Genomic DNA, 15043 nt, shown 5'->3' with positions numbered 1-15043 from the left:
AAATTTAATAATTAAAGGATGACAGCATTACAAGATATTATAGAAAAAGCGTGGGAAAATCGTGCTTTATTACAAGAAGAAACAACTATTAACGCTATTAGAAAAGTGGTTGATTTATTAGATTCTGGTGCGTTACGTGTAGCAGAACCAACCGATTCTGGATGGCAAGTAAATGAATGGGTAAAAAAAGCGGTTGTTTTATATTTCCCGATTCAAAAAATGGAAACTTTAGAGGCGGGTATTTTTGAATATCATGATAAAATTCCATTAAAGAGAAACTTTGCAGAAAAAGGAATTAGAGTCGTTCCAAATGCGGTTGCACGTCATGGAGCGTACATTGCATCAGGAACAATTTTAATGCCTAGTTATGTAAATATCGGTGCGTATGTTGATGAAGGTACTATGGTTGATACTTGGGCTACGGTAGGTTCTTGTGCGCAGATTGGTAAAAATGTACATTTATCAGGAGGTGTAGGAATTGGTGGTGTTTTAGAGCCATTACAAGCAGCTCCCGTAATTATTGAAGATGGTGCTTTTATCGGTTCTCGTTGTATTGTTGTGGAAGGTGTTCGCATAGAAAAAGAAGCTGTTTTAGGGGCAAATGTTGTATTAACAATGAGTACTAAAATCATAGATGTTACGGGCGATACACCTGTGGAAACAAAAGGCGTTGTTCCTGCGCGTTCGGTAGTGATTCCTGGAAGTTATACCAAGAAATTTCCAGCAGGTGAATTTCAAGTTCCTTGTGCTTTAATTATTGGGAAACGTAAAGAAAGTACCAATAAAAAAACGTCGTTAAATGATGCTTTGAGAGAGTATGATGTTGCGGTTTAATATGTTTTTTGAAGGGGCTTATTTATAATGAAAAACGCACAAATCATTAGTTATTTGTGCGTTTTTTACTTGAGTATACTTAAAGTTTTTCAAAAAATAATTCTTCGGTTTTTGTTTCTAAAAGTTCCATAGAAAAAGAATCTTGTATCCATTTTCTCAATTCATTTTTATCAAAAACAATTTCCTTTGAAATAATTTTTTGTAATCCTTTTGCAATGGCATCAACATCTTCGATTTCTGTTAAAATACCGTATTTACCATATCCTAATAATTCTTCACTACCAGATACTTTTGTTGAAACAGTAGGTAAACCATGACTAAGCGCTTCATTAAGAACATTTGCCATACCTTCTTTTCTCGAACATAATAAAAATAAATCGATACTTCTAAATAAAGTATGAATATCAGAAAGTTGTCCTAAAAAGTGTATCCTATTTTCAAGACCTTTATTTTTTATTTTAGCTTCAATTTCTTGTTTTTCATCTCCTTCACCTGCAATTACAATATGAACATTGTCGGGTAATTTACTTAAAATTTCAGGCAACAAATCAAAACCTTTCATATTACTTAATCTTCCTACACAGCCAATAATAATACTATCTTCAGATAAATTAAATTTTTCTTTTAAATTTAAGGAAGCTGCTCCTTTTATTTCTGGAAGATTAAAGCCGTTATAAATTCTGTATAAATTTTTATCATTAAAAAACGGTGTATTTTTTAATAAATCATTTTTAAGAGAATTACTATTAACAAGAACAATTGGTTTTAAGGTGTTGAAAACAAAATTATATTTAATATTGTTTTTAATTTTTCGTAAAATCCCTAAATATAAAACGATTCTTGGAACTTTCGCTATTTTTGAAGCAAAAGAAACTAAAAACCAATCTTTTTTTAAGGCAACAAAAACAACTTCTGGTTTTATTTTTTTTAATATTTTTGCATAATTAAAAATAACAAATGCATTAATATCACCACCTCTAACATTTACATTAATGATGTTAATATAAGGAATTACTTCATATTTTTCACGAAATTTTTCTTTTAAAATGACGACATAAACCTTGTAGCCTTTTTTTATTAAAAATTTAGCTCTTACAACTACGTTTTTTTCAATTCCACCCCAAGTATCGGTAGGGCAAAACAATACGCAACTTTTCATCTTTATTGCTTTTTTTTAATAATACCGTAATCTGTCCATGTTATTTTTTTTGTTCTAACATTTTCTCTAATAGTATTATTTAGCTTCCAACTTTCAGGATTTGCATAGCCTCTAGGATGGTCTAAGTGAACGGTAACGGCACTATATCGTATTTGTTTTGGTTTGATGTTATTGTTGCATAATCGCTCACCAAGTTCAACATCTAATCCGCCATATTGCATACGTTCATCAAAACCATTTACCGCAATAATATCTTTTTTCCATGCCGATGAATTTGCACCATTCCAAGTGGGTCTTGTAGGTGTGAATTTGTTTAATAATTTTTGTTTTAATCCTTTGGCAGTTAGTTTATTATTTTTGAAACTTTTTTTTAAACCGTGTTTTGTAAGCCAATTAATATCGAAACATCGTTGGGTAATAATATCTTCTTTGGTTATTAATTCAGAAATATTTAAAGGTAATTTAAAATAAGCAGCAGATAAAAAACGTCCTTTTTCTCGCATTTCATAATGGGTTGCTACAAAATCTTTTTTAGGAATACAATCTCCGTCAGAAATAATAAGATACTCGCCTTTGCTTTTTAAAAGTGCTTTATTTAAAATGATTGTCTTTTGAAAACCATTATCTTCATGCCAAACGTGGGTAATTGGAAAAGAAACTTCGTTACGTAAGGTATCAATAAGTTCTTTGGTTTCTTTTTTTGAACCGTCATCAGCAATTACTAATTCAAAATTAGTAAAGGTCTGTTGATGGTATCCCCAAATAACTTTTTCTAACCAGGCTGTTGCGTTGTACGTAGTTATTATTATAGATATTTCAATAGTTTTCATGAAAAAAAATATTTACCTCAAAAGTAATCATGATTATTTTAATTTATATTATTTTTGAACAAAAAAATCACAGATTTTTATGTTTCTAAGAAAAATATGGTTGAAAATAATTAAAAAATTAAATTTTTTATCTGCTCCTTATTATATAAAGCATTATTATGAATATTATTCAGGTAAAAAACTTAATTTAGAAAAACCTGTAGAATTTAATGAAAAAATATCTTGGTATAAAGCATTTTATCAACCTAAAATATTACATGTTTTAGTCGATAAATATGCCGTTAGAGATTTTATAAAAGAGAGAATAGGAGAAGAATATTTAAATGAATGTTATGGCGTTTATAAGAAACCTGCGGAAGTAGATTTTGAAAAATTACCAAATCAATTTGTGTTAAAAGGTACGCATGGTTGTAATATCAACTTAGTTGTAAAAGATAAAACTACTTTAGATAAAAAGAAAACCAAGCTTTTAATGGCGAAGTGGTTACGTAAAAATCAATATAAAAGAACAGGAAAAGAATGGGCTTATAAAGATGTAAAACCTCGTATTATTGCTGAAAAATTTATAAAAGATGAAAGAGATTCTCTAACGGATTATAAATTTTATTGTTTTAATGGAACGCCTAAATTTTTAGAAGTTCATTTAGATAGAGATAAAAACCACAAAAGTGCTTTTTATGATTTTGATTTTAAAAAATTACCTTTTTCAGATTCGCCAAAGGATAAACTGATTCAAGAAGATTTTGAAAAACCGCAAACATTATCAAAAATGGTAGAACTTGCAGGGAAGTTATCTGAAGGATTTCCTTTTGTTAGAGTTGATTTCTATTCAGTAGAAGATAAAATTACTTTTGGAGAAATGACCTTTTATCCAGGAGACGCAAGGAATGATTTTTATCCAGCAAAATACAATAAAATTATTGGCGATTATTTTGAATTACCTAAAATACCTGCTGGCGAAAAATTAATCAAAAAACATCTTTTAAATGAAAGTTATTAAAGAATTACCTAAATCGATCTTTTATTCTTGTTATTTACGGCTACGATCAGCAGATAGTTTGGTTAAAAATAAAACAAAATTACCCGTAATAGTATCTTTAACATCGATTCCAGAGCGATTAAATAATTTAGATTTAGTAATAAAAAGCATCTTAAATCAAGATAAAGTACTGCCTTCTAAAATTGTTTTATGGCTACATGATGGCTTAAAAAATAAGTTACCTAAAAGATTATCAAATTTACAAGGCGCTTTTTTTGAGATAAAATATTCCAATTTAAAATGTTCACATAGAAAATTAATACATTCTTTAATTGAATATCCTGATATGCCGATAATAACTTGCGATGATGACTTAATTTACAAGGAAGATTGGTTATCAAAATTATATAAAGAGCATTTAAAATACCCGAAAGATATTATCGGAAATACCACCACACAAATAAAAATTAATGCTGACGGAACGTATAAACCGTTTGTTGATTGGCGAATTGTAGATGAAAATAAACCTTCGGATAGATTATTGCCAATTGGTGCGTGGGGTATTTTGTATCCTGTAAATGCAATGCCACCGCAAATTCATGATGTTGATTTATTTATGAAATTAGCCCCAAAAGCAGATGATTTATGGTTTAAAGCCATGGCATTAACCAATAATGTTATTTCTCGACAATCATCAAATAAACCTGCTGAGCCAATTCCTATTATTGGTTCTCAAAAGGTTTCTTTAAAAGATGAGAATATAAAGAAAAATAAAAATGAAGTACAGTGGTTGGCTTTATCAAATTTTTTTAAATTAGATGATATTTTGTTAAAAGATGAATTTGCAGATAAAAAATAGCGTTTCGTTTTTAAAAATAGGCAAAACAATCCTCTATCCAACCGATACCGTTTGGGGAATCGGTTGTGATGCCACAAATTTTGAGGCTGTTCAAAAAGTATATCAACTAAAAAATAGGGCTGAATCTAAAAGCTTAATTATTTTAGTTGATTCCGTAGAAATGTTAAAAAATTATGTTGAGGTACTTCCAAAACTAGCAATTCAGCTTATTGAAAATGCTAAAAAACCAACAACAATTATATATCCGAATCCTAAAAACTTAGCAAAAAATACCATTGCTTCGGATAACACCATTGCCATTAGAATACCTAAAGATGATTTTTGTTTGCAACTCATAAAAGCCTTTGGAAAACCCATTGTATCTACATCGGCTAATGTTAGTGGAGAACCAACTCCTAAAACATTTTCAGAAATAAGTACCGCAATTTTACAAAGTGTAGATTATGTAGTAGCTTTGCACCAAGATAAGACAACTGAAAAATCTTCTACAATATTAAAAGTAGTGGGTACTTCTGTGAATGTGATAAGAGAATAATTTATGCAAAATCAATACTATAAAGAGGCAATTTCTGCCGAAATATTTCAATATATAAGCAACGCATCCGAAGAATTACAACTAGAAAGCTACGTAATTGGTGGTTTTGTTCGTGATTTTATTTTAGAACGAGGCACCGCTAAAGATATCGATGTAGTTGCTGTTGGTAGCGGTATCGAATTAGCAAAAAAAGTAGCTTCTTTATTGCCAAATAAACCAAAAGTTCAAGTTTTTAAAACCTATGGAACAGCAATGTTACGTTTTAAAGATGTTGAAATAGAGTTTGTAGGCGCACGTAAAGAATCTTATACCGAAGATAGTAGAAATCCAGAAGTAGAATCAGGTACTTTACAAGACGATCAAAATAGACGAGATTTTACTATAAATGCATTAGCTTTAAGTTTAAATAAAGATACTTTTGGATTATTATTAGATCCTTTTGATGGTATTTCTGATTTAGAAGCTAAAATAATTAAAACACCGTTAGATCCTGATATTACGTATTCTGATGATCCTTTACGTATGATGCGTGCCATTCGTTTTGCCTCTCAATTAAACTTTGTTATTGAGCAAGAGTCTTTAAGTGCTATTGCTAAAAATGCAAAACGTATTGATATTATCACCAAAGAGCGAATAATTGTTGAGTTAAATAAAATATTAGCTTCGGATAAACCTTCTATTGGATTTTTATTATTAGAAGAAACAGGTTTGTTAGAAAGAATTATTCCTGAATTGATTGCTTTAAAAGGAGTAGAGGAAGTAGAAGGACAAAAACATAAAGATAATTTCTATCATACTTTAGAGGTTGTAGATAATATTTCTGAAAATACAGATGATGTTTGGTTGCGTTGGGCTGCTTTATTACATGATATTGGAAAAGCTCCAACAAAACGTTATCATAAAAAACAAGGTTGGACGTTTCATGCGCATGAATTTGTAGGCTCTAAAATGGTTTATAAATTATTCAAGCGATTAAAAATGCCCTTGAACAATAAAATGAAGTTTGTTCAAAAAATGGTCATGTTAAGTTCTAGACCAATTGTGTTGGCTAGTGATGTAACAGATTCTGCCGTGCGTAGGTTGGTTTTTGATGCTGGCGATGATGTAGATTCATTAATGACGCTTTGCGAAGCAGATATTACCACAAAAAATCCTAAGAAATTTAGCCGTTATCATAAAAATTTCGAGCTTGTTCGTGAAAAAATTAAAGAAGTTGAAGAGCGCGATAAAGTGCGTAATTTTCAACCGCCAATTACAGGTGAAGAAATTATGAAAGCGTTTAATTTAACACCTTGTAGAGAAATAGGTCAGATAAAAGAAGCGATAAAAGAAGCAATTTTAGAAGGTGAAATTCCTAATGAACATAAAGCTTGTTACGATTTTATGATATCAAAAGGAAAAAAATTAGGCTTAGAATTAGCGTAATTAAAACATATACATAAAATAAAAGAGGGAAAGTTTTAAAAACTTTCCCTCTTTTATTTTATGTGATTATCTATGCTAATGACTGCATCGTAACCAATTTATAATACTCACCTTTTTTAGCTAATAATTCTTCATGTTTTCCTTGCTCTACGATTGTGCCTTTTTTCATCACAACAATTTTATCGGCATTTTGAATGGTCGATAATCGGTGTGCAATAACCAAAGAAGTTCTGTTTTTCATCATTTTCTCTAAAGCAACTTGCACTAATTGTTCCGATTCGGTATCTAAAGCTGAGGTTGCTTCATCTAAAACCATAATCGGCGGATTTTTTAAAACCGCTCTTGCAATGGCAATTCGTTGCTGTTGCCCGCCCGATAATGAACTTCCTCTATCGCCAATTATGGTGTTGTATTTTAGCGATAAATCATTGATGAAATCCGAAGCATTTGCTATAATTGCCGATTTTTCAACTTCTTTATCAGTCGCAGAAGGTTTGCTTAATTTGATATTATTGGCAACAGTATCGTTAAATAATGTTGAATCTTGTGCAACAATTCCCGTTAATCCTCGTAATGATTTTTTAGAAATATTTTTAATATTATTTCCATCGATAAGAATTTCTCCTTCATTAACATCATAAAAACGTGTAATTAGGTTTGCTAAAGTAGATTTTCCACTTCCAGATTGCCCGACTAAAGCAACTGTTTTTCCTTTAGGAATGGTTAGTGAAAAGTTTTTTAACACATAATTTTCATTATATTTAAACGAGATATTTTTAAATTGAATTTCGTTTTTAAAATCGGTTATTTCTTTCGGATTATCGAGTTCTTTCACATTGTTTTGCGTGTCAATAACTTCAAAAATTCTTTGCGCAGCGGCATTTCCTATTTTAATCTGATTATTCGCCTTTGCAATCGCTTTTGCAGGCGTAAGAATATTGTAAGCAGCAGCCATAAAACCGATAAAAGTTCCACCGAGTAAAGTATGATCAATTAAAACCATTTTACCACCATACCAAAGAAGCCCAGCAATCGTAACGATTCCAAGAAATTCACTCATCGGGCTCGCTAAGGTTTCTTTTTTGCTCATTTTGTTTGATAAAAGCCTAATTTCTTCCGTTTGCCTATTAAATTTTGATGAAAATAATTGTTCCGCATTAAAAGCTTTGATTATTTTTAAACCAGAAATACTTTCTTCTAAAATTCCTAAAAGACCACCAATTTTTTCAGATATTTCACCCGATTGTTGTTTTATTTTTTTACTGATAAATGAAATTACCAAACCAGAAACAGGAATAAAAGTGAAGATAAAAATAGATAATTCCCAACTTGTTTTAACCATCACAAAAAGCGTAAAAATAATATTTAACGGCTCCCTAATAAAAGTTACAACCAAATTAAGATACGAATTATTAATGGTATTTACATCATTGGTACTACGTGCTATAATATCGCCTTTATTCTGTTTTGAAAAAAAAGAAAGCGGTAATGTTATTATTTTTTGATAAATAATAGTTCGAAGGTCTTTTAATACATTGTTTTTTAAAAAAACCATGGTTAATTGCCCTAAATAACTAAATAAATTTTTCAATAAAAAGACAATAATTACACATAGTACGACATATAATAAGGTTTTTTCCTGTCCATAAGTCTCATTGATGTAGGTAACATAATAATTTAATAAATTACTTAAATAGTCTTTATCTAAAGAATCGATAAAGCCTGGGTATATAGGTTTTACGCATTCTTTAGGAGTTTCTCCAAATAATATATTTAAAGTAGGCATTAAAATTACGTACGATAATGTGGTAAATAAAGCGTACAAAATATTAAGAATAATGCTTAAAACCCCTAATGATTTATAGGGGCGTGCATAGTTAAAAAAGCGTTTGAAATAATTCATTTATAAATTTAATTCTTTGATAATTCGTTGAATTTTAGTGTCTAATTTTTGTTCAATTTCAACGGCATTTTCAATTGAATCTAATGCTGTTCTTACACTGAAATAAAATTTTATTTTTGGTTCTGTTCCACTTGGGCGGGCTGCCATTTTTGTTCCGTCGGTAGTTTGATAAATCAATACATTCGATTTTGGAATATCCATAAGTATTTCTTCACCCGTAAGTAAATTCTTTTTTATTGATGATTGATAATCGTATAAAAATTCCACTTTCGCATTGTCCATTTCTGTAAACGGATTGTTGCGTAAATCAGCCATCATTTGCTTGATTTGTTGCGCACCGTCCATTCCTTTTTTAACGATAGCAATTAAATGCTCTTTGTAAAAATGATGACGGGTGTATAATTCTAATAATTCTTTATAAAAAGAACTGTTATTTTCTTTGGCATTTGTTGCAATTTCACAAGCCAATAAAGCAGCGGTTACAGCATCTTTATCACGAACAAAATCACCAACCATATAACCAAAACTTTCTTCACCACCGCCAATAAAATCAAGTTCAGGAAAATCTTTAATCATTTTAGCAATCCACTTAAAACCAGTTAAACCAACCTTGGTTTCCACACCGTAAGAACTCGCTATTTCGTTTACTAAATTGGTCGAAACAATGGTAGAACCTACAAATTGTTTTCCGTTTAATTTGCCTTTATTTTTCCAATCGTTAATTAAAAAATCGGTCATCATACTCATGGTCTGATTTCCGTTTAATAACTTCATGTTTCCTTCTAAATCACGCACAGCGATACCAATTCTATCAGAATCAGGATCCGTTCCTAAAACGATATCAGCACCTACTTTATTGGCTAAATCAACCGCCATTTTTAAGGCAGCAGGTTCTTCAGGATTTGGAGATTTTACCGTTGGAAAACTTCCATCTGGTTCGGCCTGTTCATCAACAATATGAACTTGGGTATAACCAGCACGTTTTAAAACTTCAGGAATTAATTTAATTGCCGTTCCGTGTAAATTGGTAAAAACAATTTTTAAATCTTTACGATTTTTTACATTAAAAGTTCCATTTTTAATAGATGCTTTCCAAAAAGCTTCATCAATTTCACTTCCGATACTCGAAATTAATTCTTCCTTTGCTTTAAAATTAACATCAGTAAAAGCTAACGAATTTACTTCGTTAATAATTGCGGTATCTTGTGGTGGCACAATTTGTCCTCCGTCCGACCAATACACTTTGTAACCGTTATATTCTGGCGGATTATGAGAAGCCGTTAATACAATTCCAGCATCGCAACCTAAATGATTTACCGCAAATGATAATTCAGGAGTAGGGCGGAGGTCTTCAAAAAGAAAAACCTTAATATTATTTGCAGAAAATACATCGGCAACAACTTTTGCCAACCATTTACTGTCATGACGGCAATCGTAACCAATCGCTACTTTTAATTCTTTCTTCGGATGTATTTGATGTAAATAATTACTCAATCCTTGGGTTGCTTTTCCTAAGGTATATTTGTTAATTCGGTTCGTTCCTGCGCCAACAATTCCACGCATTCCACCTGTTCCGAACTCTAAATTTTTATAAAACCTATCGGCTAAATCATCCGATTTTTCGTTTATTAATTGTTCAATTTCATTATTGGTTTCGGTATCAAAAATATCCGAAAGCCATACTTTAGCATTGTTTAAAATCTCTTGCATAAAAATAATAAGTTATATAAAAAATAGTAACACTTTTAACATGGTTAGCGGTGTAATATTCTTTTAAAAGTTCAGTTTTTCTTTAATTGTGTAGTGTTTTTGTTGCGGATTACTTTTGATAATCAATTCTCCTAAAAATCCTGCTAAAAATAAGAGCGTTCCTAATATCATGGATGTTAAAGCGATAAAAAACCACGGATTATTGGTGATTAAAATAGCTTTTACGCCTGCAAATAAATAATAGATTTTCATAGAACCGATAAAAAACGCTGCTAGAAATCCAAATAAAAACATTAATGTTCCCCAGAATCCAAAAATATGCATTGGACGTTTTCCAAATTTTGATAAAAAAGAAATCGTAATTAAATCTAAAAAACCATTTACAAACCGATCCATTCCAAATTTAGTAACGCCATATTTTCGTGCCTGATGTTGTACTATTTTCTCTCCAATTTTATTAAAACCTTCATTTTTGGCTAAAACAGGAATATAACGGTGCATTTCTCCGCTAACTTTTACGGTTTTAATAACTTCGTTTTTATAGGCTTTTAATCCGCAGTTAAAATCGTTTAATTCTAATCCTGATGTTTTTCGAGCCGCCCAATTAAATAATTTAGACGGAATATTTTTGGTGATAACATTGTCGTAGCGTTTCTTTTTCCATCCAGAAACTAAATCAAAATTTTGGCTTGTTATCATTTCATATAAACCAGGAATTTCATCGGGGCTGTCTTGTAAATCGGCATCCATAGTAATCACTACCTCTCCTTTTGATAAACCAAAACCAGCATCTAAAGCTTGCGATTTTCCGTAGTTTTTTTGAAAACGAATTCCTTTTACGGCGCTATTTTCTTCGGATAATTGCTCAATTACTTGCCAAGAAGTATCGGAGCTACCATCATCAATAAAAATAATTTCATATAAATAAGCATTGGATTGCATAATTTTTGCAATCCAATCGTGTAATTCTAGTAAAGATTCTTCTTCATTCAGAAGTGGTATAACTACCGATATATCCATATTATTGGTGTTTTATGCTATCTTTTCTTGTGAAAATATACACAAAAAATCAATTAATATTCATCTTCTTGTGTGTGTTTCATAACTGCACCGGCAATTGCAGATACAATAAATCCTAAGAAAACATAAAATAATAAGCCCAAAGAATCGCCAATAATTGTTCCTTGAAATTTCGCTTGCATCGCTAATTGGCTTTCAATTTGATCATCTGTTAATCCTGCTTCTAAAAATTTTTCAGTTTGAAATTCGGTAAGTTGATTGTAAAAATCTGGCTCAATAATTCCTGTAAAAAGATGCGTATATACAATACTGATAACTGCTCCAACGGCAACGATACCAACGCCTATTTTTAATGCTTGTCCCCAAATTAAGAAACCGTTATTTTCTTTTTTAAATTTTTTAATCGCTAGAATAGGCAGTGCTATAATACAAACGGCTAGTGCAATCATATTAATAATTCCTCCAAGGGTATCAAAAGTCATACCTAGAGCGTAAATTAATAAGTTGATAAACACGATAATACCACCATAAACCAATCCGTAATTTAAAATAATACGCCTACTTTGTACTTGATTTTCCATTTCATTTATGTAATTAGTGCTACAAATATATTATTTTGTTTTCGATTCTAATTATTAAAAAAAAAGATTCTAAACAATATATTAGTAGTCAGATAGTTAAAAAAGTTACTGTAAATTTACAGAAAATTCACAAAAAAAAGTTCTTTTTTATATTGTTAGTTTCAAAAAAGAGTGTAAATTTGCCTCGGCAAGTCCTACACAACTAGCTCCCTTTGAACCCCCCAGGGCGGGAACGCAGCAAGGGTATTAGGTTGTAGCAGTGTGATGTAGGTAGCTTGCCATTTTTTGTATCTTCTATTTTCGTTTTACTTTTCTTTAACTATCCTTATTTTTTTATTTCATCTAAATTATTTATCTAAAACTTATTAGAGTTTTTTTTTACAATATTTTATTTTTATCAATTCGATTAAATTTTAATTTATATAAAAATCACTCGAACTGACAGTTTTAAATTTTTATTGGTCATTAATATTCATAGCACTTCTTGGATGATGTAAGTCAACGACTTCTTTTAAATAACTGGTATCTAAATGTACATAAATTTCTGTGGTTGTGATACTTTCATGTCCTAATAGTTGTTGAATAACACGCAAGTCAGCACCATTTTTTAATAAATAAGTCGCAAAAGAATGACGCAAAGTATGTGGTCCGATACTTTTTTTAAGATTTGTTTTTACCGCTAATTCTTTCAAAATCATAAAGATCATTTGACGGCTTAGTCGTTTTCCACGTCTGTTTAAGAAAATAATATCTTCTTCTTTTTCCTTCGGGATTATTGCTGGACGAATATCATTTATATAAAAATTTAAGCGGGAAATAGTAGTGCTGTGAATCGGTACAAAACGATATTTATTTCCTTTTCCTAATACTCGAATATAACCTTCATTGAAAAATAAATCAGATAATTGTAAATTAATTAATTCACTAACTCGCAAACCACAACTAAAAATGGTTTCAATAATGGTTTTATTGCGTTCGCCTTGCGGATGACTCAAATCAATAGCATTAATTAGGTTGTCAATTTCTTCTTTTTCGAGCGTATCGGGCAGTTTTCGTGTTGTATTTGGGCTTTCAATTAAATCGGTAGGATTGTCTTTTCTATAATCTTCAAAAATTAAATAATCAAAAAAACTTCGCAATCCTGAAATTAATCGTGCTTGACTTGTTGCATTTAAATTTTTCCCACTATCGTATATAAATTGCTTAATTATTTCCGAAGTAATATCAATTGGAGTGCTATAATTTTCGAGTGTATCAACAAATAATACTAGTTTTTTTATATCTCTTGAATAACCATCAATAGAGTTTTTAGAAAGTCCTCTTTCTATTTTTAAATAATTGATATAATCTGTTGTTGCTTGTTGCCAGTTCATTATGAGTAATTTAAAAGTAATAATCGAAACGCAATAATGTAAAAGTAATACTTTAAGAAGTAATTTAATTTTTCTTTTTTATGCTTAAAAGTTAAAATAGTATTTTTACCGAATAAAATAGTTAAATATATTCTGATGAAAAAAATTATAATCATAAACGGACCAAACTTAAATTTATTAGGAAAAAGGGAGCCAGAAATTTATGGAACGAGTTCTTTTGAAGATTTTTTTAAAGAATTAAAACAAACCTATAAAACGATTGAATTACATTATTTTCAATCGAATATTGAAGGTGAACTTATTAATAAATTACATGAAGTTGGTTTTCAATATGATGGAATTATCCTAAATGCAGGAGCTTACACACACACTTCAATTGCAATTGCTGATGCTGTAAAAGGAATCGAAACCCCTGTTATTGAAGTGCATATTTCAAATGTACACGCTCGTGAATCGTTTCGTCATAAAAGTTATTTATCGGCAAATGCAAAAGGCGTAATTTTAGGTTTTGGTTTGCAAAGTTATCATTTAGCGATTCAAAGTTTTTTGTAAAAACCAATAACGCACGGCTAATAAAATGAATAAAGGAAGCAAAGGAAGTGCAAATAATTGCGTTTTTGTTATCCAAATAATAGCTAATATCACTAAAAAGGCTAGTAAAAGTAGCATATATTTTGAAAGCCATTTTGGTAATTTTTCTTGAATTAAAAAGAAAGAAATAATTAAGTTTGGTGCAAAAGCCCATAAGAAATTAAAGTTATTCGGAGCGGTTGAATGATTCGTAAAAAACCATAAATAGACAATTAAAACGCCTGTTATTCCTGATATAAAAAAGATGATAAAATCGAGCCATTTGCTTCTTGTAGCATTTTTATAATCTTTATAGGTGATGATTAATCCTAATATGGCAATGATTAAAAAGATTAAAAAAGGGCTAATTTTATCTTCTTTAGATTCTTTTTCATCAAAATCTAATAAAATAGTTGTTTTTGAACTGATATTTTCTTGTTTTCCATCTTTTAAAATTTTGGAAACTTCCAAGGCTTCAAAAACATAATCGGGTAAATATAGGTATTCGCTTGGCGTTGTAATTTTATCTAATCGGCTTCCTAAAGCGATATTAATTCCTACACTTCCCCAAGTATTTTGATGAATTTCGTTATTCATTAATTGACGTAAAGAAGTGTTTTTAGTAACAAAATCATCTTTAAAAATTAGATTTTTGCCTAAAACTTTTTTGATAATGTCTCGAGGTTTTGTAGCACAATTATCAAAATATGGATCGTATAAATAGCCTGCGTTTTCGGGCAAAATATTGATTTCTAGAATTGTAAAAAAATCATTTTTTTGCGATTGCGATAAATTTAAAATTTGTTCTTTTACCCAGCGTTTATCATGTTGTGCATTTTTTAAAGCCAAATAAAATGGATATTTCGCCAATTTATATTTCATGTATCCTTTGGTGAAATCGGCATAAAAAGTAGGATTTTCAAAATCAAAAATTCCGTAATTGTAAATTAAATCGAATTGTAAAATAGGGTCTTTTACACGAATTGCGGTATGTCCAAATTTTTCATATAATGCTTCGCCAGGTCCTGAAGTGATGATACTTATTTGTGCGTTATTTGATAATTTGAACGTTTTTTTTGGCTCAATTTTCTCAATTTGTTTGATTTGTCCGAAAAAAGAAGTAATTCCAACGAAAAAGAAAAGGAAAAAGAAAATAAGAAAGCGAATAAGTGTGTTTTTTTTCATCATCATAAATTAAGCAAATAGAGTAAATTGTATGTTTCACAAGTTTTACAAATATCTTAATTAAGATTAAAAAAATGTCA

14 protein-coding genes and 1 other RNA gene are annotated in these 15043 nt (G+C 30.1%); 7 read left to right on the top strand and 8 right to left on the bottom strand.

Going from position 1 to position 15043, the window contains the following annotated elements; translation table 11 throughout:
• Nucleotides 1-18: 18 nt before the first annotated feature.
• On the top strand, nucleotides 19-834 hold the full coding sequence (locus tag L0U72_RS10060; protein WP_233899039.1) for a 2,3,4,5-tetrahydropyridine-2,6-dicarboxylate N-succinyltransferase: 816 nt from the start codon (nucleotides 19-21) through the stop codon (nucleotides 832-834).
• A 79-nt stretch (nucleotides 835-913) separates the two neighbouring features.
• Here L0U72_RS10060 and L0U72_RS10055 read toward each other — a convergent pair whose 3' ends face one another.
• Both L0U72_RS10055 and L0U72_RS10050 read right to left on the bottom strand, forming a co-directional pair.
• Nucleotides 914-1993 (bottom strand): glycosyltransferase, encoded by a 1080-nt coding sequence (locus tag L0U72_RS10055; RefSeq protein WP_233899038.1) that lies wholly within the window; start codon nucleotides 1991-1993, stop codon nucleotides 914-916.
• 2 nt (nucleotides 1994-1995) lie between these two features.
• The gene (locus tag L0U72_RS10050; protein ID WP_233899037.1) at nucleotides 1996-2823 is read right to left on the bottom strand and encodes a glycosyltransferase family 2 protein; all 828 of its coding nucleotides are present in this window, start codon (nucleotides 2821-2823) and stop codon (nucleotides 1996-1998) included.
• 100 nt (nucleotides 2824-2923) lie between these two features.
• Here L0U72_RS10050 and L0U72_RS10045 point away from each other — a divergent pair, with 100 nt between their 5' ends.
• The 4 genes from L0U72_RS10045 to L0U72_RS10030 are packed head-to-tail and all read left to right on the top strand — an operon-like array spanning nucleotide 2924 to nucleotide 6621.
• Nucleotides 2924-3823, top strand: a complete 900-nt coding sequence (locus L0U72_RS10045) for an ATP-grasp fold amidoligase family protein (protein WP_233899036.1) — start codon at nucleotides 2924-2926, stop codon at nucleotides 3821-3823.
• A complete protein-coding gene (locus L0U72_RS10040) occupies nucleotides 3810-4661 on the top strand; it encodes a hypothetical protein (protein ID WP_233899035.1) in 852 nt (283 codons plus the stop codon). The genes L0U72_RS10045 and L0U72_RS10040 overlap by 14 nt, the downstream gene beginning before the upstream one ends.
• Complete coding sequence (locus L0U72_RS10035) at nucleotides 4639-5196, top strand: L-threonylcarbamoyladenylate synthase (RefSeq protein WP_233899034.1); 558 nt, start codon at nucleotides 4639-4641, stop codon at nucleotides 5194-5196. Before L0U72_RS10040 ends, L0U72_RS10035 begins: the two co-directional genes overlap by 23 nt.
• 3 nt (nucleotides 5197-5199) lie before the next feature.
• Nucleotides 5200-6621 (top strand): CCA tRNA nucleotidyltransferase, encoded by a 1422-nt coding sequence (locus L0U72_RS10030; RefSeq protein ID WP_233899033.1) that lies wholly within the window; start codon nucleotides 5200-5202, stop codon nucleotides 6619-6621.
• Nucleotides 6622-6691: 70 nt separating this feature from the next.
• Here the strand turns inward: L0U72_RS10030 and L0U72_RS10025 are convergent, their stop codons facing one another.
• The 4 genes from L0U72_RS10025 to L0U72_RS10010 all read right to left on the bottom strand — a co-directional run bounded on the left by L0U72_RS10025 (nucleotide 6692) and on the right by L0U72_RS10010 (nucleotide 11835).
• Nucleotides 6692-8524, bottom strand: coding sequence for an ABC transporter ATP-binding protein (locus L0U72_RS10025; RefSeq protein ID WP_233899032.1), 1833 nt, complete (start codon nucleotides 8522-8524; stop codon nucleotides 6692-6694).
• Nucleotides 8525-10234, bottom strand: a complete 1710-nt coding sequence (locus L0U72_RS10020) for a phospho-sugar mutase (RefSeq protein ID WP_233899031.1) — start codon at nucleotides 10232-10234, stop codon at nucleotides 8525-8527.
• Nucleotides 10235-10297: 63 nt separating this feature from the next.
• The gene (locus L0U72_RS10015) at nucleotides 10298-11254 is read right to left on the bottom strand and encodes a glycosyltransferase family 2 protein (protein ID WP_233899030.1); all 957 of its coding nucleotides are present in this window, start codon (nucleotides 11252-11254) and stop codon (nucleotides 10298-10300) included.
• Between the two features lie 53 nt (nucleotides 11255-11307).
• The gene (locus L0U72_RS10010; protein ID WP_101917195.1) at nucleotides 11308-11835 is read right to left on the bottom strand and encodes a DUF4199 domain-containing protein; all 528 of its coding nucleotides are present in this window, start codon (nucleotides 11833-11835) and stop codon (nucleotides 11308-11310) included.
• Nucleotides 11836-12020: 185 nt separating this feature from the next.
• Between L0U72_RS10010 and ffs the strand changes: the two genes are divergently transcribed.
• An RNA gene (ffs, locus tag L0U72_RS10005) (signal recognition particle sRNA small type) lies at nucleotides 12021-12119 on the top strand.
• A gap of 171 nt (nucleotides 12120-12290) precedes the next feature.
• Here the strand turns inward: ffs and xerA are convergent.
• Nucleotides 12291-13208 carry a site-specific tyrosine recombinase/integron integrase gene (gene xerA / locus L0U72_RS10000; protein WP_233899029.1) on the bottom strand — a complete coding sequence of 306 codons (918 nt, stop codon included), beginning with the start codon at nucleotides 13206-13208 and terminating at the stop codon, nucleotides 12291-12293.
• Nucleotides 13209-13343: 135 nt separating this feature from the next.
• Between xerA and aroQ the strand changes: the two genes are divergently transcribed.
• Nucleotides 13344-13760 carry a type II 3-dehydroquinate dehydratase gene (gene aroQ / locus L0U72_RS09995; protein WP_233897148.1) on the top strand — a complete coding sequence of 139 codons (417 nt, stop codon included), beginning with the start codon at nucleotides 13344-13346 and terminating at the stop codon, nucleotides 13758-13760.
• Here the strand turns inward: aroQ and L0U72_RS09990 are convergent.
• On the bottom strand, nucleotides 13737-14963 hold the full coding sequence (locus L0U72_RS09990; protein ID WP_233899028.1) for a lipoprotein N-acyltransferase Lnb domain-containing protein: 1227 nt from the start codon (nucleotides 14961-14963) through the stop codon (nucleotides 13737-13739). The two genes, aroQ and L0U72_RS09990, sit on opposite strands and share 24 nt — an antisense overlap.
• Nucleotides 14964-15043 lie beyond the last annotated feature (80 nt).

It is taken from the genome of Tenacibaculum piscium, assembly GCF_021390755.1.
Lineage (GTDB): Bacteria > Bacteroidota > Bacteroidia > Flavobacteriales > Flavobacteriaceae > Polaribacter > Polaribacter piscius.
Note: the sequence above shows the minus strand (reverse complement) of the source record. Positions and strands in the feature narration are given on the sequence as shown.